16 protein-coding genes are annotated in these 17,679 nt (G+C 55.0%); 3 read left to right on the plus strand and 13 right to left on the minus strand.

Annotation, left to right across the window (positions count from 1 at the left end; translation table 11 throughout):
- Window positions 1–82: 82 nt before the first annotated feature.
- From ERE07_RS03500 to ERE07_RS03535, 8 genes are all read right to left on the minus strand, one after another.
- On the minus strand, window positions 83–1,354 hold the full coding sequence (locus ERE07_RS03500) for a hypothetical protein (RefSeq protein WP_209021074.1): 1,272 nt from the start codon (window positions 1,352–1,354) through the stop codon (window positions 83–85).
- 57 nt (window positions 1,355–1,411) lie between these two features.
- Window positions 1,412–2,440, minus strand: a complete 1,029-nt coding sequence (locus ERE07_RS03505; protein WP_130007400.1) for a TRAP transporter substrate-binding protein — start codon at window positions 2,438–2,440, stop codon at window positions 1,412–1,414.
- 42 nt (window positions 2,441–2,482) lie between these two features.
- The gene (locus ERE07_RS03510; protein WP_130007401.1) at window positions 2,483–3,760 is read right to left on the minus strand and encodes a TRAP transporter large permease subunit; all 1,278 of its coding nucleotides are present in this window, start codon (window positions 3,758–3,760) and stop codon (window positions 2,483–2,485) included.
- A 3-nt stretch (window positions 3,761–3,763) separates the two neighbouring features.
- Window positions 3,764–4,321 carry a TRAP transporter small permease gene (locus tag ERE07_RS03515; protein WP_167670711.1) on the minus strand — a complete coding sequence of 186 codons (558 nt, stop codon included), beginning with the start codon at window positions 4,319–4,321 and terminating at the stop codon, window positions 3,764–3,766.
- A 66-nt stretch (window positions 4,322–4,387) separates the two neighbouring features.
- Window positions 4,388–5,272 carry a 4-hydroxy-tetrahydrodipicolinate synthase gene (gene dapA, locus ERE07_RS03520; protein WP_130007403.1) on the minus strand — a complete coding sequence of 295 codons (885 nt, stop codon included), beginning with the start codon at window positions 5,270–5,272 and terminating at the stop codon, window positions 4,388–4,390.
- Between the two features lie 74 nt (window positions 5,273–5,346).
- Window positions 5,347–6,816, minus strand: a complete 1,470-nt coding sequence (locus tag ERE07_RS03525) for an NAD-dependent succinate-semialdehyde dehydrogenase (protein WP_130007404.1) — start codon at window positions 6,814–6,816, stop codon at window positions 5,347–5,349.
- Window positions 6,810–8,030: an iron-containing alcohol dehydrogenase gene (locus ERE07_RS03530; RefSeq protein ID WP_130007405.1), complete on the minus strand. Its 1,221-nt coding sequence runs from the start codon at window positions 8,028–8,030 to the stop codon at window positions 6,810–6,812. Before ERE07_RS03530 ends, ERE07_RS03525 begins: the two co-directional genes overlap by 7 nt.
- 41 nt (window positions 8,031–8,071) lie before the next feature.
- On the minus strand, window positions 8,072–9,085 hold the full coding sequence (locus ERE07_RS03535) for an Ldh family oxidoreductase (protein ID WP_130007406.1): 1,014 nt from the start codon (window positions 9,083–9,085) through the stop codon (window positions 8,072–8,074).
- Window positions 9,086–9,255: 170 nt separating this feature from the next.
- Between ERE07_RS03535 and ERE07_RS03540 the strand changes: the two genes are divergently transcribed.
- Complete coding sequence (locus ERE07_RS03540; RefSeq protein ID WP_130007407.1) at window positions 9,256–10,008, plus strand: GntR family transcriptional regulator; 753 nt, start codon at window positions 9,256–9,258, stop codon at window positions 10,006–10,008.
- 13 nt (window positions 10,009–10,021) lie between these two features.
- On the opposite strand, the gene ERE07_RS03545 is transcribed toward ERE07_RS03540, so the two are convergent.
- The 3 genes from ERE07_RS03545 to ERE07_RS03555 all read right to left on the minus strand — a co-directional run bounded on the left by ERE07_RS03545 (window position 10,022) and on the right by ERE07_RS03555 (window position 14,309).
- A complete protein-coding gene (locus ERE07_RS03545) occupies window positions 10,022–10,489 on the minus strand; it encodes an ATP-binding cassette domain-containing protein (protein WP_167670712.1) in 468 nt (155 codons plus the stop codon).
- Window positions 10,490–10,752: 263 nt separating this feature from the next.
- A complete protein-coding gene (locus ERE07_RS03550; protein ID WP_130007409.1) occupies window positions 10,753–11,565 on the minus strand; it encodes an IclR family transcriptional regulator in 813 nt (270 codons plus the stop codon).
- A 182-nt stretch (window positions 11,566–11,747) separates the two neighbouring features.
- On the minus strand, window positions 11,748–14,309 hold the full coding sequence (locus tag ERE07_RS03555) for a heavy metal translocating P-type ATPase (RefSeq protein WP_425330944.1): 2,562 nt from the start codon (window positions 14,307–14,309) through the stop codon (window positions 11,748–11,750).
- A 330-nt stretch (window positions 14,310–14,639) separates the two neighbouring features.
- Here ERE07_RS03555 and ERE07_RS03560 point away from each other — a divergent pair, with 330 nt between their 5' ends.
- Both ERE07_RS03560 and ERE07_RS03565 read left to right on the plus strand, forming a co-directional pair.
- A complete protein-coding gene (locus tag ERE07_RS03560) occupies window positions 14,640–14,993 on the plus strand; it encodes an ArsR/SmtB family transcription factor (protein WP_130007410.1) in 354 nt (117 codons plus the stop codon).
- A gap of 351 nt (window positions 14,994–15,344) precedes the next feature.
- A complete protein-coding gene (locus ERE07_RS03565) occupies window positions 15,345–16,283 on the plus strand; it encodes a cation diffusion facilitator family transporter (RefSeq protein WP_245153384.1) in 939 nt (312 codons plus the stop codon).
- A gap of 66 nt (window positions 16,284–16,349) precedes the next feature.
- Here the strand turns inward: ERE07_RS03565 and ERE07_RS03570 are convergent, their stop codons facing one another.
- Together ERE07_RS03570 and ERE07_RS03575 are read right to left on the minus strand one after the other, a co-directional pair.
- Window positions 16,350–16,850, minus strand: a complete 501-nt coding sequence (locus ERE07_RS03570; protein WP_130007412.1) for an RNA polymerase sigma factor — start codon at window positions 16,848–16,850, stop codon at window positions 16,350–16,352.
- A gap of 206 nt (window positions 16,851–17,056) precedes the next feature.
- Window positions 17,057–17,542, minus strand: a complete 486-nt coding sequence (locus ERE07_RS03575; RefSeq protein ID WP_245153385.1) for a type II secretion system protein N — start codon at window positions 17,540–17,542, stop codon at window positions 17,057–17,059.
- Window positions 17,543–17,679: the final 137 nt, after the last annotated feature.

Genomic DNA, 17,679 nt, shown 5'->3' on the forward strand with positions numbered 1-17,679 from the left:
TGAACAACGACAAACGGTCTTGGGTAAAACTGCAGCTGGGCTGCCCGAGCACCCAGCTTGAAGCTATGTATATGTGGCCGGCTCAGGCTCCTTCGTGAAGCCGCGGCGCAGCGCCAAACGTTAAGCCGTGGCGAGACAGTTCGCGTGCCGTCTTATTCACCGATGCATGTTTGTCCATATAGCTCAGTTGATCGGTTGTGATATCTCCAGTCGCCACCAGTTCCTCCTTGCTGCGAAAATAATTAAAGGGAGCACTGGGTTGAGTGCGCTGGGCATCTACTTCAGGATCCGCGCCTTCATGTTTGGCAGCCATGTTTTTGATCTTGTCGGCAACCTCAATGAACTGATTCCGACGAAGATAAGGTTGCTTGACCATGCCCTTGTAGAAGTTGGTCAGATGATGCTCAATGCGAACCTGCTCCGTCATGCCAATCAATTCGCGTGCTTCCGAGAAGCCCAAGAGTGTTTCTGTATTGGTCGCGTTTGTGGGATTCATGCCCGACAAAGGCGTCTCCCCATTTGGACCCGCAAACATTTTGGCAATCATCAGCATGTATAAGAAAGACCAAGGATTGTCGGTGCCAGCAAAAACAGACACCTTCAATTTGATATCTATCCCAAGCCGCCCCAACCAGTATCCCAAGAGCATGGTCCCGGGATTGAACGTCAGAACCTCGCGCACCCCGTACTCGGTGTGATAGTGCAGAAATTCGTCAATCCATTTGAGCGGATAATCATTCGGCTCACCAGCACATGTGAAATAGCCAAGTAACGTGTCAGGCCCGTTTAGGTGAATATTGGCTCCATCTGTGCCACGGGTATTCAGGGTTTCCACATAGCTGGTGCCCATAATCTCCATGGCAGCCATCATAGCCAGCAGATCACCTTGATCTGCAGCCGACTCCTCCATATCGCGAACGCGGATAAAGCGTCCAGGCATGATTTCTTCATGCTTGATTGCATGCTTTGCTTGATCAATCAGCCACGGGAAAAACTGGCAAGCACTGATTTCCATGATCACGCCGTTTCCACCGAACTGTGCTGGATGACTTTGCCCTTGAAGCGCGTTTGAACGGAAGTCATCAACGCTTACAAATGCGCGCTCGTCACGCATCTTCATTAACCAATCCAGATCATCGAAATAGGGAGATTTTTCGGATTTCAGGCGCTGCAAAATATTGGGAAGCTGCCGTGCTGCCCTCGCCTTTTCCTGGATCTGGGCCGGCGATCCATATTTTCCTACAACATCCAGGAAAGCAGTAACTAATGAATTGTTTGGATTCATCACCACACTGTTAATCGTGTCAGTAAAAGACGGATCCACAAGCAACTTCTGACGCAGGTCGTTAGACATAACTTTAATTTCCTAAATCATGCACAGTGATGTGCGCACCATAAAATTCGGGCTTTTTTAATCTCTTGCTGAAATACGGCCCACTTCTTCATAGACTTTTTTTACAAAGTCTTCACCGATCTGTTTACTGTATTTACTGATCACTGGACTCATCTTTTCTTTCATTCGTTCCGTTTGCTCATCTGTAAAATAGTTGACCTTCAAGCCCTGTTTTTCCATTTCCAAAATCTGCTGTTTTTCAATGCTGTCAGCCAGCTCGCGCTGGAACTTGCCCGCCTCGGTCGCGGCACTCTGAATGATCTCCCGCTCTTCATCGGACATGCCATCCCAGAGTTTCTTGCTGCCCACCAGCATCATGGGGTTGAAAACGTGGTTCGTGATTGTGAGGTACTTCTGAACCTCATAGAACTTGGACATATGATCAGTGGCGATGGTGTTGTCCTGGCCATCCACGACTTTTGTTTCCAACGCTGTGTAAAGTTCAGCAAATGGCATCGCAACGGCATGCGTTCCCAGCGCTTGAAACATGTCCAGATAGATTGGATTCTGGATCACACGAACCTTCAATCCATTGAAGTCGTTGATGTCATTGATCGGCCGCACGTTGTTGGTGAACTGCCGAAATCCATTTTCCCAATACTCCAATCCTACGAGCTTCCTTTTCTCGAACTCTTTGAGCATCTCGCGCCCGATCGATCCATCCAGCAGCGCATAGGCGATTTTCTTACTGGTTAGCAATCCGGGAAAATCCAGCACCTGAAGATGCGGAACGATGGATGTGAGGGGCGATGATGAAATCAAAAAGAAATCCTGAAGCCCTCCCTGGGTGGCGCCCACCTGCTGAACTTCATTGCCCAACTGAGCCGAGTTATAGATAGTGACCTTTATCTTTCCGTCTGATTTTTCTTTGATGATCTCGGCAAACTTGTACGCTCCTTGGCCGTATGTCGACTCCCCGGTAGAAAAATGGCCAAACTTGAGATTACGTTCTTTGATTTGAGCCATTGCCGCAGGTGCGTGCAATAACATCGCCAAGCTCAACCCGGCGGCTATGGTGGTCAATGGCTTTATCCTCATGAATTTCATTGTCTTCTCCTGATTATTGATTTAGTAAGTAAACGGGCTGGCTCAATACAGCCATTCCAAGGGGGTAAGTACAAGCTCTGGAAAGAGCACAAGAAGAACTACCACAAAGACTTCTGCTAGGAGGAAAGGTCCGACGCCGCGAACTACTTTTTCAAAGCGGAGTTTGGAAACACTTGCCACTACATTGATTACGTTTCCAACCGGAGGGGTCAATAGGCCGATTGCCACGCACATGATGAATAAAACGCCGAAGTAAACGGTGTCTATTCCAGCGGCCTTGGCAACAGGCACCATGATGGGTGTCAGAATCAATACCATGGGAGTGAAATCCAGGGCCGTGCCGACGACGATCGTAATTGCCATCATCAGCGCCATAAGCACCATCGGCTGATCGGAAATCGTGCCCAGCAGAGAGCCCAATTGCGCTGGAAGATTGGCGATGGTGATCATCCAGGCGGACACAAAAGCCGCCCCAACGATGAACATAACAACCGCGGTGGTACGCGATGCGGACACCAGACACATATAGACGGATTTCAGTGTCAGCTCTTTATAGATGTAGGCGCCGACAAACAGCGCGTAGGCAACGGCAACCACTGCCGATTCGGTGGGGGTAAATATGCCGAATCGCAATCCGCCGACAATGATGACAGGCATCATCAGCGCCCAGAACCCTGTACCCAAAGCGCGCCAAACTTCCTTGGCGCTCGCACGCGATGAGACATGGAGTTTCGTGTCACGATTGAGCCACCACCACATCGCCGCCAGAACTGTGCCCATCAAGAGACCGGGAACGATGCCTGCGATAAACAGCTTTGTTATGGAGACATTTGCCACCACCCCATACATGATCAGCCCAATCGATGGGGGAATGATGGGAGCTATAATTCCTCCCGCCGCTACCAGCCCGGCAGAACGCCCCTCTTCGTAACCCGCGGATTTCATCATGGGTAATAAGAGAGCCGCCATCGCCGCGCTATCGGCAATAGCTGAACCGGACAAGCTTGCCATCAGAACCGACGCAACGATTACCACATACCCAAGACCCCCACGCAAGTGTCCGACCAGAACGATTGCCATAGAAACTATCCGTTTCGAGAGCCCACCCACGTTCATCAGCTCACCGGCCAGGATAAAAAACGGAACGGCAAGAAAGATAAAATTATCAACACCATTCACCATATTGCTGGCGACAATTTGCGCGTCGAAATTGTCCAACTGCAGCATTAACGCAGCGCCGCTTATCATCAGAGCCAATGCGACCGGTGCTCCCACTGCCAGCGCACCCAGCAAGGTAAGCAGGAAAATAAGTATGCTCATGATTCATTTCCCCTTTTGACCGTGACGGTCATCATCCGGCAGGGGAACGCGTCCGAGTGTTTTAATACTTGCAGTTATCGCTGCAATTTCTCTCTCGTCCTCCGATGCGGCGCATGTCAGAAAACGGGAGTCTCCTTTCGCAAGGCGAACAATATCCCTCAGCACACAAAGCAGCCCTCCCACGCCAGCGAATAATCCAGCCGCATAGTTCCAGGCCAGGGGATAGGGCAAAGCACCCATTGCGACAACGCCATCGTTCGCGATGATCTGCTGCCAGCTACCCCATGCCAAAAGGCCCAACGCGCCCCCCATCAGCAGACGCCCCAGGAAACCCACCGAAAGCCGCGATTTCGGTGAAAGTTTTTGCAGGAGCATATCGACCCCTAAATGGCCACCCGATATCATGACCACCACTGCACCGATGAAAGACAGCCATATGAAGCTGAGCCGCGCGATTTCTTCTGTGCCACTGACGCCAGAATGGAACGCGTAGCGCATGACTACGTTCATGAACACGAGAATCGCCATCTCGGCCATTAACATGGCCATGATGAATTCCATGAACTTGACACTCTTGTTTTTTATTTTTGTATTCATTGTTGTTGTCTCCAGTGAAGTGCAGGGTTCCTATCCAATCTCTTCCAGCAACTGCACCAAGCGGGGCTCATAGATCTCCGAAAGCGGGACAAGAGGCAAACGCAGCATGTTTTTCAGTTTTCCGTGGCGTGCCAGAATCCACTTGAGCGGAGCTGGGTTAGGCTCGACGAATAGTGCTCGGTGCATCTCTTGCAGTTTCGCATTCCAATCACGTGCAGACTGCATGCTCCCACGGCACGCATCGGCCATCATCAAGTGCATAATTCTCGGAAATGCGTTGGCGGTGACAGAGATGACGCCATCCCCTCCCAGCATGGTCAACGCCAACGCGGTTTCGTCGTCCCCACTGAAAACCTGGAAGCCAGATGGACGGCGGCAAAGCAAATCGAACCCACGGCCCATATCACCCGTTGCATCTTTGATGCCGATGATGTTGGGAGTTTCCGCGAGTGCAAGCACCGTATCATTGGCGATGTCAGCAACCGTCCTTCCGGGAACGTTATACAAGATCATAGGCAGTTCACATGCTTCCGCCACTGCCTGAAAATGCGCAATAATGCCGTTCTGCCCGGGCTTGTTGTAGTAAGGAACCACGGACAAATGTGCTTGCGCACCGGCCTTTTGCGCCAAGCGGGCAAGTTCGACGGCTTCAGCGGTTGAATTAGCTCCTGTGCCAGCAATGACGGGCAGTCGCCCGTTCAGATGTCGGCATGCGGTTTTAACCAAATCAAACTGCTCTTCGATACCGAGCGTCGACGCTTCGCCTGTGGTTCCCGCCACCACAACAGCGTCGGATCCTTCCGAGACATGCCAGTCCAGCAATGCCTGAAACGTGGTGACATCAACGCTGCCATCCTCATGCATGGGCGTTACAAGAGCGGGTATGCTTCCTCTGAATACTGGACGCGGATTCATGCTGAATATTTCCTTCGACTGATCAACAGACGCCCCTGAGCCGATGCATACAATGAATGGCCAGGAGCGGCGAGTTAGCAAGCCCAACTGGTTGCGATGTACTTCGGCTCCATGAATTCAAGCATGCCGTGTTGCGCGCCTTCACGCCCCAGGCCACTTTGCTTGACGCCGCCAAACGGTGCTGCAGGGTCAGACACCAGCCCCCTGTTCAACGCCACCATCCCTGCCTCCAGGGCCGCGGAGATACGCAATCCACGTCCAGTGTCCTTGGTATACAGGTAGGCAACCAATCCGTATTCCGTATCATTTGCCAGCCTGATTGCTTCTTCTTCGGTCTCAAACACATAGATGGGCGCCACTGGCCCGAAGATCTCCTCTCGGAACATCTTCGCAGTCAAGGGAACGTTGTCCAGTACCGTTGGCGGGTAATAGAAGCCTTTCTCATCCGTCGCCGCTCCACCGCAGAGAACCCTCGCACCGACTGCTTTTGCATCATCTACCAGCTCTTGAATTTTCTTGACTGCCTCGTTGTTGATCATCGCCCCGCAATCGGTGTCTTCATTGACGCCGGGACCGACCTTGAGTCTAGACATCGCCGATACAAGCCGTTCGGTGAACGCCTCAGCCACGGAACGATGAACAAGAAACCTATTTGCAGCTGTACATGCTTCGCCACCATTACGCATTTTGGCAACCATAGCGCCCTCAACGGCTGAATCCAGGTCAGCATCTTCAAATACAAGAAAGGGAGCATTGCCACCCAGTTCCATTGAGCTATTTATTACTTGCCCGGCTGCCTCACGCAGCAAGGTGCGCCCAACTTCGGTCGACCCGGTAAATGAAAGCTTTCTCACGCGAGAATCGTTCAGGATGGCGTTGACCACTGAACCCGTGGTGGAGGTGGTGATGACATTCACAACGCCCGGAGGCACACCCGCCTCAAGCATAATTCTGACGATCGCATAAGCTGTTAGTGGCGTCGCCGTAGCGGGTTTCAGGACGCATGTGCAGCCTGCTGCCAATGCCGGCGCAATCTTTCTTGTTGCCATTGCCGCGGGAAAGTTCCAGGGCGTTATAAGCAGCGATACGCCAATGGGCTGATACTGGACCAGTATATGGTTATTGCCCGACGGGGCCATCCCGATATCGCCCCTGGCGCGCACGCCTTCTTCTGAAAACCATCTGAAAAACTCGGCGGCATAAGCAACTTCGCCGCGAGCATCCTTGATAGCTTTGCCATTTTCCAAGGAGATAATATTCGCCAGCTCATTTGCGTCTCGAGTAATTAGCTCGAAACATCTGCGCAGAATTTCACACCGATCCCGCGCAGATGTCGCTGCCCAGCCGTGACCTGCGGTGTAAGCGGCATCCACTGCCAGCATTGCATCTGAGACGTCGGCGTCAGACACCGATCCGATCGTACCTCCGGTGGCGGGATCCTCAACCATGATCCGCTCTTTGCGAGAACCTTCACGCCATTCCTCGCCAATCAACAGATTGGGGTTCATATCAACGTCAGTATTTTTGTTAGCTTGAATCAGCATGCTTGTTTCCCTTGCATTGCCGCGTCGAGGATAGAAAGAACACCCTCCGCGTCGAGTTTTCTTGGATTGTTTTCAATGAGCCGTGTGGCCGCCATCGACTGCTCCGCGATCGCGCCGAGATCTTCGGGCTTTACCCCCAGATCCTTCAAACTGGCCGGTATTCCGATTTGCTTGAGCAGTTCGCGCACCGCATCAATCATCTTCTGCGCGGCTTCTCGCGGTCCGCCATCAGCGGTGATCCCCATGACGCTGGCAATCTCGGCGTATACGTCCACTGACGCTTCCAGGTTGAAGTCCATGGTGTACGGCAAGAGCACGCCGATACCGATCCCGTGCGAAGTATGGGTCAGCGCGCCCACGGGGTACTGGATCGCGTGAGCAGCACATGTACCCGCAGTGCTGAAAGCCATTCCTGCGTAGGTTGAGCCCAACATCATGGCGCTGCGCGCGGCCAGATCCGAACCCTGCTCAACGGCCACGACAAGATTCTCGGTAATCAACTTGATGGCTTGCAGAGCATAGTGATCACTTAAAGTATTCTTGCCGACGAATACGCGCTCCATTGCCATGCAGGGATCACGTGGACGCCTGATTGCAGAAATTGCCTCGATCGCGTGAGACAGGGCGTCTGTGCCTGTGATTGCCGTAAGTTCCTTCGGACAGCTTAACGTCAACTCTGGGTCGCAGATCGCCACATGCGGAATCAATTCAGGGCTGGATATTCCCACCTTGACTGCACGCTCAGGATCCGCAAGCACGGCGACAGGCGTTACCTCAGACCCTGTACCTGATGTTGTCGGGATGGCAATCACGGGTCTTATCGGCCCCGGAACCTTGAACTCACCATAGTATTGAGATGCGGGCTCCGGATAGGTCATCAATAAACTCACGACCTTTGCCAAGTCCATACAGCTCCCTCCCCCAACGCCGATAAACATCTCAGCATCGAATTCGCGAAAGCGCGCCACGCAGTCCCTAACGCCTTCAAGCGGAAGCTCCGCACCGGTCCCGTCAAAAACTTCAGCTGTAACACCGTTTGCCGCCAGATCGGCCACCATGTCGTCAATGAGCGGCAATTGGCTCAGTCGGCTATCTGTACAGATAAGCGCGCGACGCCCCAACGATGCCGCGACTCGCCCCAGAACAGCCCTCTGCCCCGCGCCAAAAATTACCCGACCTGGGATACGCGTTACTCCATATTCATACTTCGTCATTGCCACACCTCAGACATAGTGTTCATCTTTAACCAAACGCGTTATGCTTTTGCCAACTTTTCGATTTGCGACCATACGGTGCTGTCGATATCTATCTCATCCCGCTCTCGACTCACTTGAGCTTCGCGCCCGCGATCACCTGGAACACGAACCGGGCTGCGGGGATCTGCAGGTTGGGAGGAACGCAAGGCTTGCAGATAATTGCTTATCGATTTGGTTGCGTCATTCAAGGGTTTCAATACAATAAATAGGTCGCCCTTGTTGCAAGGCTGGTCGCTATCCAACGTTCCCACCACATCCGTGCCAATAGCACATCCCGTCAGTCCCGCGACAAGCAACTCGAACCCCAGTCCGAGTCCATATCCTTTGGCTCCGCCAAAGGGTGCAATGGCACCGCCCTTGGCCGCTTCTGCATCGGTGGTCGGCTGCCCTGCTCCGTCGACCGCCCACCCCAAAGGAATAGGCAGGCCGCGATTCGCATGATCATGGATTTTTCCCATGGAAACGAGACTCGTCGCCATATCAAGAATAAAAGGATGAGGATCCGCAGGCACCCCGATGGCGATCGGGTTTGTGCCCACCATGGCACGCCTACCTCCCCAAGGATGGACTAAGGCTTCGCTGACAGTGAGCGCGATCAGAATCAGGCCGCGATTAGTTGCCTGTTTTGCATACCAGGCGAGCATGCCAAGATGATCACAGTTGCGTACAGCGGCGACAGCAACACCGCTGGTTTCCACCTTGTCATACAAGCGCTCCAAAGCGGCGCAAGCCACCACCGGCCCCAAACCGTGGCAACCATCAACCTCGTAACGAGAAGCGCCTTTCCACGCACCCCTGCCCGTAGCATGAGGATCGCAAACTCCGTTGCGAACGCGTTCAATTACACGCGGCAAACGCAACAAGCCATGTGAATGCACGCCTCGCAATTCGGCATCCAATAACAAGCGCACTTGTGTTTGCGCATGATTAGAAGGCACACCGGCGGCACATAATGCAGCCAGGCACGTACGCCTGACTTCGTCTATCCCCACTGTAGAAGTGCGTATGCTCATTTTTTTCCTATAGTGCATATCATACACGATTTATAAAATCGTATATGATAAAGACAGGCCCAGCAAGTAAATTGTCGAGCGCTAGGGAAAACGATAGGATGGAATTCCTGCCTGATCCGGGCCGCCTATAATTGATTTCATGCCGCTTTGGCCCTACTTTCACTGACACCATGGCATTAAAAACCCGCACAGCTCACCTAGCAGGTGATGAACAAGATGAGCCTCGCACCAAGCGATCCTTAAGTGACGAAGTCTACGAATCACTCATCACCCAACTGGTATCGCTGGAAATACCCCCAGGCAGTCGATTGACCGTCGATACGCTGGCCCGTACCTTTGGCGTGTCTCAAACGCCCGTGCGCGCAGCATTGATCCGCCTGCAGACGGAAGGCCTGATTGTTGGAAAGCACAACGCAGGTTTTTGGGTAGCCCCGATCCCAACCGAAAAATATTTCAGTGAAACCTACCTGATGCGCGAGCTACTGGAACCGGAAGCCGCTGCGTTGGCGGCCGATAACGCGCGTGCGGATGATGTGCGCCAGTTGCGAGAACTATGCAGCCAGATGGAGCAACTCGTGCTCGAGGGCACCAAGAAGAACTATGGTCGTTTCGCGATTTTGGATGACGCTTTCCATAGCACCATCATCACACTGAGCGACAATGGCATCATGAAACATGTCCTGGAGAATCTGCATGCTCACATGCATCTGTTCAGGCTGCGCTATCACGCGTCCGTCGCTGAAGAGGCCATAGAAGAACACAAGAAAATCGTTGATGGAATACAGAACCGCGACTCGAGCGCCGCGCGCGCAGCCATGTCCGCGCATATTATTTCCTCTCGCAACCGCATGATTCCGTTCTATCACGCATCAACGACCAACCCGCCGGCCATGCCCGGCGCCACGCGCGAAAGCGCCCAGTGAAGCAGAAACCAGTTCATGCAGCCCCGCCACGCGGGGTTATACGATTCGATGGCAATGGATTTACCTGCCATGACTCGCCAGGAATTTTCCAATGCCATTCAGTCGGAATTGAATGAGTTTTCGAAGTTGGATCTATCCTATTAGCCTCAAGATCTGACAGCTTGATCTCTTTGGCCAGCCCGTTCCCCATCGACAGCACTCGAGGAACCCTGGCCCAGCCCCAGCTTACGCCGAGATAAGCCTCGCGCAGTTGACTGCTGCTGCTAAGTTCATGCGCCTCGCATGACAGGATGATTTCCCCACCCCGCATGACAATCACGCGATCTGCCAGAGGAAGAGCCAAATCGGCATACTGCTCCACAAGCAATATACCCGTTCGTTCATTTGCCCAATCCCGCATCAGGTTCAATATGGAGGGATCGGCTCCCAAAAACAAAATGATTTCGCCCTTGCTTACTTCAAGATTTATATCGCGCAGCACTGACAGGCGCACATGTCCAAACCGATCAGATGAGAAAGAATATTCTGCTGAGCGGTATCCTGTACCGCATTGCGCAAGTAATATTAAGACGGCCCAGCTCTGTAAACACACAGCAGAAGCCGGGCGACCCAGGCGAAGAGAAACGGGAGACCCAGCCAGGGAGCGGGCGGTGGCCGCGGGCTCTGGACAAGGCAAGCTGGGCCGGGATCACCCGCCTCGGCGGAGATAGATGGGCATAAGGTGGAAGCATTACCCCCCTGGATCTAACGATGCCCTGTAAGAATGTTCTCGATTTTGTCAGAGATGTCGATGAGCCGGGGCCGGACGTCCTGGAGAAGAAAATCCCTGGATAGCGTAAAGGAAGGACCGCCGCAATTGATGACCATGAGTGGCAACCCATCGCCGGGAGAAAAAGCCCGCGCAATGCCGTTCACATCCTCCTGCCAATCCCCGAAAGAACATGCCACGCCTAGCGTGCGGTAGTCTTCCACCGCTTTTTCTATGCCAGACTGTGTCTTTGGCCACGCCATATCGTCCAGGTCTTTGATCTGATTCATGATTTCTCCGCGCTCTTGCTCTGACACGGCGGCCAGATAGGCGCGTCCGATGGCGGAGTTGGAAATCTGCAGGCGCGAACCGATCTCCGCGTTCAGCGTGAGCGTCGCGGAGCTGCGGCAGGTTTCCACGTAGATGATAGACAAGCGGTCGCGCGCGCCCAGGGACACCATGCCGTGCGCGAAATTGGCAAGCTCCTGCATAAAAGGCCGGGCTACCCGGCGCACATCCATGCGGGCCAGCATGTTGCTACCCAGGGAAAGCGTTGCGGTTCCAAGGCGAAACTTTCCGCTGTCGGGCACCTGCACCAGATACCCCAAGCGAGTCAATGTATAGGTAAGGCGAGACACTGTGGATTTAGGCAGCTTGCATCGCTGCGCGAGCTCTTGATTGCCCAATGCGCGATTGCCTGAGCGAAAGCATGACAACAACTCCAAACCTCGCGCTAGCGCTGTAACAAAAGCTCTGTCTTCACCGGCCTGAGGAGAAATGGCAGGTGTGTGTTCTTTATCCACAGTCATTATTCCGATTGAAGAGTATCTTGAAACTATTATTGACAGCTTCCTTGGCGCTTATTATAGCCCAGCTTGATACCGCATTGCGGAATAATGTCCCGCATAAATATACAGCCAATGATGCCATCCTTATTTGTGTTTTGGGTGCTAGCCATGCGGCGCTTCGGCGCGGAATACGTTGTCGCTCGCTAGGCGTGGCCGGGGCGCGTTGCCGTCCCGCCCGTCGGCGTCTCGGCCCGGGCATCGATCGCCATGGGTGCGTGAAAGCGCTTGAGCCGTAACGCGTTGCCAAGCACGAACACACTGGAGAATGCCATCGCAGCTGCGGCAAAGATCGGCGAAAGCAAGGTGCCGTTCACTGGATAAAACACGCCCGCCGCAACCGGAATCAACACGACGTTGTAGGCAAAGGCCCAGAACAGGTTTTGCTTGATGTTGCGAATCGTCGCCTGGCTGAGCGCAATGGCATTTGGCACGCCACGCAGGTCTCCAGACATCAGCACCACGTCCGCCGCCTCGATCGCTACATCGGTGCCCGTGCCAATGGCAAGGCCAACGTCCGCTTCGGCAAGCGCCGGCGCGTCGTTAATGCCGTCGCCTACGAAGGCTACCCGCGCGCCATTGGCTCGAAATTTCTTCAGCGCCGCGACTTTGCCATCGGGCAGGACTTCAGCCGCGACTTCATCGATGCCGAGCTGCGAGGCGATCGCCGAGGCCGTGGCGGAATTGTCGCCAGTGATCATCGCAACCTTCAGTCCGAGCGCATGCAGCGCCTTGATCGCCTCGGGCGTTGTCTCCTTGATCGGATCGGCGACGGCTATCACCGCCGCGAGGCGGCCGTCGATCGCGGCATAGAGCGGACTCTTGCCCTGCGCGCCGAGGCGCTGGACGGTAGATTGAAAGCTTGCCACATCGAGACCGAGCTGTGTCATGAACCGGTCCGCGCCGACGGCGACAGTGCGGCCGTCGACCTGGGCCGAAACGCCGAAGCCCGGCGTTGCGTCGAAGCCCTTGATGGGTGCGAGCGTGAGACCCAGTTGCTTCGAGGCGGCGACAATCGATTCGGCGATCGGGTGCTCGGAGCGGGTTTCGACCGCCGCAACGAGAGCGAGCACTTCGTTATAGTCGAAGCCTTCGGCGGGGACGAGATCGGTCAGTTCGGGCCGCCCTTTGGTCAGCGTGCCAGTCTTGTCGAGCGCAATGACGCTCACACCGCGCAGCGCCTGCAACGCTTCGCCCTTGCGAAAGAGCACGCCGAGCTCCGCTGCGCGGCCCGTACCGACCATGATCGAGGTCGGCGTGGCCAGCCCCATGGCGCACGGGCAGGCGATAATAAGCACCGCGACCGCATTGACGAGGGCAAAGGTCAACGCAGGGGTCGGGCCAAAGATCAGCCAGACCAGGAAGGTCAGCGTGGCCGCTGCCATCACCGCCGGAACAAACCACATGGTCACCTTGTCCACCAGCGCCTGGATGGGCAGCTTGGATCCCTGCGCTTCCTCGACCAGACGGATGATCTGCGCAAGCACGGTATTCGCGCCGACCTTGGTCACGCGGAAACTGAAAGCGCCCGTCTTGTTGATCGTGCCGCCGACGACTTCGGCGCCCACCGCCTTGGACACGGGCACCGGCTCGCCGGTGATCATGCTCTCGTCAACATAAGAAGCGCCCTCGACGACCTTGCCGTCTACCGGAATCTTCTCGCCCGGACGAACGAGCACGACGTCGCCGGTACTCACCTGATCGAGCGCAATCTCGACCGTATCGCCGTCGCGCTGAACACGCGCGGTCTTGGCCTGAAGCCCCACGAGCCGCTTGATCGCTTGCGAAGTGCGCCCCTTGGCGCGCGCCTCCAGCGTGCGTCCGAGCAGGATCAAGGTCACGATGACCGCGGCGGCCTCGAAATAGACGTTGGCGGTTCCCTGCGGCAGCACATCGGGGACGAAGGTCGCGACCACCGAATAACCATAGGCCGCCGCCGTACCGACCGAGACCAGCGAGTTCATGTCGGGGGCGCCGCGCAGCAGCGCCGGTATCCCCTTGCGAAAGAATCGCAGACCCGGACCGAACAGGACCAGCGTGGCAAGTGCGAACTGCACATACCAGTTGGTCTGCTGACCTAATGTCACCACCACCCAGTGATGCATGGCGGGAATTAGGTGCGAACCCATCTCGAGGATGAAGACGGGCAAAGTGAGAATGGCGGCAATGAGCAGGGAGCGCCGCAACGCCTGCGCCTCGCTCTCGCGACGGTCGGTGTCTTCATCGCCTGCATTCGCCGTGTCGGCAGACAGGCGGCGGGACTTGTAACCTGCCTGTTCAACCGCCGCTTCAAGGTCGGCCGTTGAGACGACATCGGCAAGGTGGCGCACCCGGGCGCGCTCGGTCGCCAGGTTGACAGTCGCCCCGAGCACGCCCGGGAGTTGCGCGAGCGCTTTCTCCACCCGGCCCACACACGACGCACACGTCATGTCCTCAATCGCGAGCTCGGTGGTCTCTTCACGGACGGTGTAGCCGGCGCTCTCGATGGCGCGGACAGCGGCCTGCGGATCGGCCTCGCCCGTGAAGGTGATGTCGGCGCGCTCGGTGGCGAGATTGACCGCGGCGGTATGCACGCCGGGGACCGCTTTGAGCGCACGCTCGACACGGCCTACGCACGATGCGCACGTCATGCCTTCGACCGGCAGGGCCAGACGATGGCCTGTAGTCATGAAAGAACGATCACTTTGCCGAAGGTCACTGGTAGCCATTGACCTACTCCTTGAATGTTTGTGTTAATGCAAAGCTTAAACTCTGCCACGATGGGAAGGTCAAGCGGGCATAGCAACTGAATGCCAAATGGCAAGGCGCAATTGAGCGTTACGCGTGGCAACGCGAACTTACCCGCGACGATCCAGGCGTGGCTGCTTCCGGAGGAGCCACCCGGCGAGTGGCCCTCAAATTGGAAAGCGAATATGGCCCGAAGGCGTAAACCCGATCATTATGGTAAGGTCAATAATTGACCGTTTTACGGGTAACGACTTTAACGCTATTGAGTTGGGTGCTGAGCGCACGCACCATAGAGCCATGGAGATTGATTGATGACTGTGCGCAAGAACAAAGCTCACCGGGACGGTGGCGGCGCACAAGCTTTGGATCCTTCTCAGAATGAGATCGCAATCCTCGCGGAAACATTCCGATTGCTTGGCGACCCATCCCGCCTGAAAATCATACTTTCCTGCGTAAAAGGCCCAACTTCAGTTGGCGACATTGCGGAAAGCCTGAGTTTGTCCCAATCGCTTGTAAGCCATCATCTGCGCCTGCTTCGAGGCGCTCGCTTGGTTAAGGGCGTGCGCAACGCCAAGCAGATCTTCTACGAGATCGCCGATCACCATGTAAGCCAGGTATTGCTTGATATGGCGAATCACGTCGCTGAAGAGCACGCAGAAGATTAGCCGAAAATGGCAGGCCGCCTCACTATCGCGCAAGCCGGAAAGTCTGGTCGAACTCGGAATGCACGCTGGTCGGGCTCGGCGAGCACGGCTCAAGGAGCGGTCTGAAGCCGGTTGGCCAACGCGGCTCACGCGCCAATATACCCTCTCGACCACGCTCGGGGATGTCCTTGCCAGGCAATTCGCCTATGATTTGGAAATTGGCGGGATTATAAGATTCTTTACATGAACATATGTTCATATGTTATATTTTAGACATGCCATCCTTTTAGGTTCCCAATGTCTCATTCACATTCACATCCACAGAGCGGTCACGACCACCATCACGATCATGATCATTCGCATACTCCCACAGTGACCAGCGCCAACGAGCGCAAGATACTGCTTTCATTCGTATTGATTTTTGTCTTCATGATCGTGGAGGTGGTCGGTAGCTTCCTGTCGGGCTCGCTGGCCCTGCTCGCGGACGCCGGACACATGCTGACGGATGCCGGCGCGCTGGCGCTGGCTTATGCCGCCTTCCGATTCGGCCGGCGCGCGGCCGACAGCAAACGCACCTTTGGCTATCTGCGACTAGAGGTGATTGCAGGTTTTATCAATGCCATTACCCTGTTCGCCATCGTGGGCTGGATTTGCTATGAGGCGTGGCTGCGGTTTTTCGAACCACACGAGATCCTGGCCGGACCAATGCTGCTCGTGGCCATTGTTGGCTTGCTGGTCAACATTCTCGTGCTGTGGATCATGACCCGCGGAGACACCGATCATGTCAACGTCAAAGGCGCGATACTGCACGTAATGGGAGACTTGCTGGGCTCAGTGGGTGCCATCGTCGCGGCCGTCGTGATTTACTACACCGCTTGGACCCCGATCGATCCAATCCTATCTGTCGTCGTTGCGTTACTGATCGTCAGAAGTGCCTGGAAGCTTTTGGCCAAATCGATCCACATCCTCTTGGAAGGCGCGCCGGATGACGCTTCTCCGGCCGAGGTGGAGCGCGGGCTGATGGAGAGCGTCGCGGGACTTGCGGCTGTCAACCACATCCATGTGTGGCAGCTTTCTTCGGGGCGAACCATGGCAACGCTGCATGTACGTCCGCAAGACGATGCGCAGGCGAGGGAAGTGGTTGAGCGCGTGGCAAAAGAGCTCAAGACCAGGTTCAATATAGAGCACCCGACGGTCGCGATCGATTGGAATGCCGATGAACCAGCAAGCGACTGCAGCCTTACTCAGCCTCGCGAGCACCACAACCACGATCATAGCCACGGTCATTCCGGGAGTGCGCAGACGCACTAGATAGGCACAATGCCAGTTTGCGGCTGCGATTTGGAATGACCGTTGCGCCAGGCGGGGGGATTGCGGCTAGGAGGCTTCCTCTTGAATACTGGCGCGCAAATGCTGGCATGCTTGCTGGATAATCGTCCAGGTGCGGGAAACGGAAAGATTTATTTCGGCAGCGACCTGAGTGATGGTCATTTCGCCGAATCGATAGAGCTCGAATGCACGCCTTGTTTTTTGGGGAAGTTCGGCCAAAGCACGATCCAGGATTTCCAACTGCTGGCGGCAGGCAATGACTTGCTCTGGGCCTGGGTTGGGATCGGGAAAGCCGTAGTATTCGTAATCGGGAATATCGGAGATACGAGCGGTTTGTCGCCGGCGATAGACATCGGTAGACAAGTTGCGCGCAACAGCATAGAGGTAGGCGCGAAGGTTGTCATCGCACTTGGGTTGCATGGCGCGCATTACCCGTAAAAATACATCTTGCGTGAGATCGGCGGCTTCATCCTGCCCATGCCCACACTTGCGTAAGTAGCAATTGATTTCGTGCGCGTGCTTTTGAAACAGCAGTTGTGGCGTCCACATGCAAACTAGCCTCTGAAATGAAACCGGCATGCTTTGCTGGCATGCTGGCTTAGCCAATAGACGTTTCAGAGAATATAGGAAAGCGCTGCGTATTGATAATGATTTTTGTTTGCAATTATGAAAGAAATGGAAGTAACTTCCGGAACATCGTCAAACGCTGGAAGAATGATATTTATTGAATTTAAATCAATCACTTGAAAATTATTTCAGCGTTGTTGAACTGAAGTCTCGCTCAACCCCAATGAAGGCGGGGCAGGTAAAAAACCCTGGATATCGCTTGAAGGGGGATGAGGCATGGCTACCTGCTCGAGAATGCCATCCTGGTCAATCGACACCGCATTGGCGGTGATCCCTGCCAGGCTCACGCCAGGGGCAAGCGTCTGGCCAATGCCATAGGCCCTCACGGGGCCATCATTGATGGACAGCAGGGCTGTCCCGCGAGCGTCTTCGCCTGTGATCAGGCCAGCGACGGCCACGCGAACACGCAGGGCTGCGCCGCCGAACCAACGGGCAACGGCACTCGTATCGCGACCGGGGTCGTGAGCGGTGTCGAGCGCCGGGGGCAAGGCTTGCGGCACCGGCGCAAAAAGAATCGCCCCCCATATGCCTACCCCTGCCATGAACGCCACCATCGCCAGCCCGCGCACCACGGCTGGCCCATCAAGATGGTTAAAGGAGAAAAAACGCGTCATTGCTTATGAATCCTGGTGGCGGGCCGCTTTGGAGCATTTACGAATTTATTGTATTAAACAAGATGATGACAGTATAAAGTGCGCTAATTGACGTGTCTGTCATTGTCATTTATAAACTTGATAAATTCTTTCAAAAT

It is taken from the genome of Allopusillimonas ginsengisoli, from assembly GCF_004153455.1.
GTDB lineage: Bacteria > Pseudomonadota > Gammaproteobacteria > Burkholderiales > Burkholderiaceae_B > Allopusillimonas > Allopusillimonas ginsengisoli.

Coding starts and splice junctions, on each gene's coding strand:
- ERE07_RS03500 (WP_209021074.1), bottom strand. CDS start 1,354: ATGTCTAACGACCTGCGTCAGAAGTTGCTTGTGGATCCGTCTTTTACT.
- ERE07_RS03505 (WP_130007400.1), bottom strand. CDS start 2,440: ATGAAATTCATGAGGATAAAGCCATTGACCACCATAGCCGCCGGGTTG.
- ERE07_RS03510 (WP_130007401.1), bottom strand. CDS start 3,760: ATGAGCATACTTATTTTCCTGCTTACCTTGCTGGGTGCGCTGGCAGTG.
- ERE07_RS03515 (WP_167670711.1), bottom strand. CDS start 4,321: ATGGAATTCATCATGGCCATGTTAATGGCCGAGATGGCGATTCTCGTG.
- dapA (WP_130007403.1), bottom strand. CDS start 5,272: ATGAATCCGCGTCCAGTATTCAGAGGAAGCATACCCGCTCTTGTAACG.
- ERE07_RS03525 (WP_130007404.1), bottom strand. CDS start 6,816: ATGCTGATTCAAGCTAACAAAAATACTGACGTTGATATGAACCCCAAT.
- ERE07_RS03530 (WP_130007405.1), bottom strand. CDS start 8,030: ATGACGAAGTATGAATATGGAGTAACGCGTATCCCAGGTCGGGTAATT.
- ERE07_RS03535 (WP_130007406.1), bottom strand. CDS start 9,085: ATGAGCATACGCACTTCTACAGTGGGGATAGACGAAGTCAGGCGTACG.
- ERE07_RS03540 (WP_130007407.1), top strand. CDS start 9,256: ATGGCATTAAAAACCCGCACAGCTCACCTAGCAGGTGATGAACAAGAT.
- ERE07_RS03550 (WP_130007409.1), bottom strand. CDS start 11,565: ATGACTGTGGATAAAGAACACACACCTGCCATTTCTCCTCAGGCCGGT.
- ERE07_RS03555 (WP_425330944.1), bottom strand. CDS start 14,309: ATGGCTACCAGTGACCTTCGGCAAAGTGATCGTTCTTTCATGACTACA.
- ERE07_RS03560 (WP_130007410.1), top strand. CDS start 14,640: ATGACTGTGCGCAAGAACAAAGCTCACCGGGACGGTGGCGGCGCACAA.
- ERE07_RS03570 (WP_130007412.1), bottom strand. CDS start 16,850: ATGTGGACGCCACAACTGCTGTTTCAAAAGCACGCGCACGAAATCAAT.
- ERE07_RS03575 (WP_245153385.1), bottom strand. CDS start 17,542: ATGACGCGTTTTTTCTCCTTTAACCATCTTGATGGGCCAGCCGTGGTG.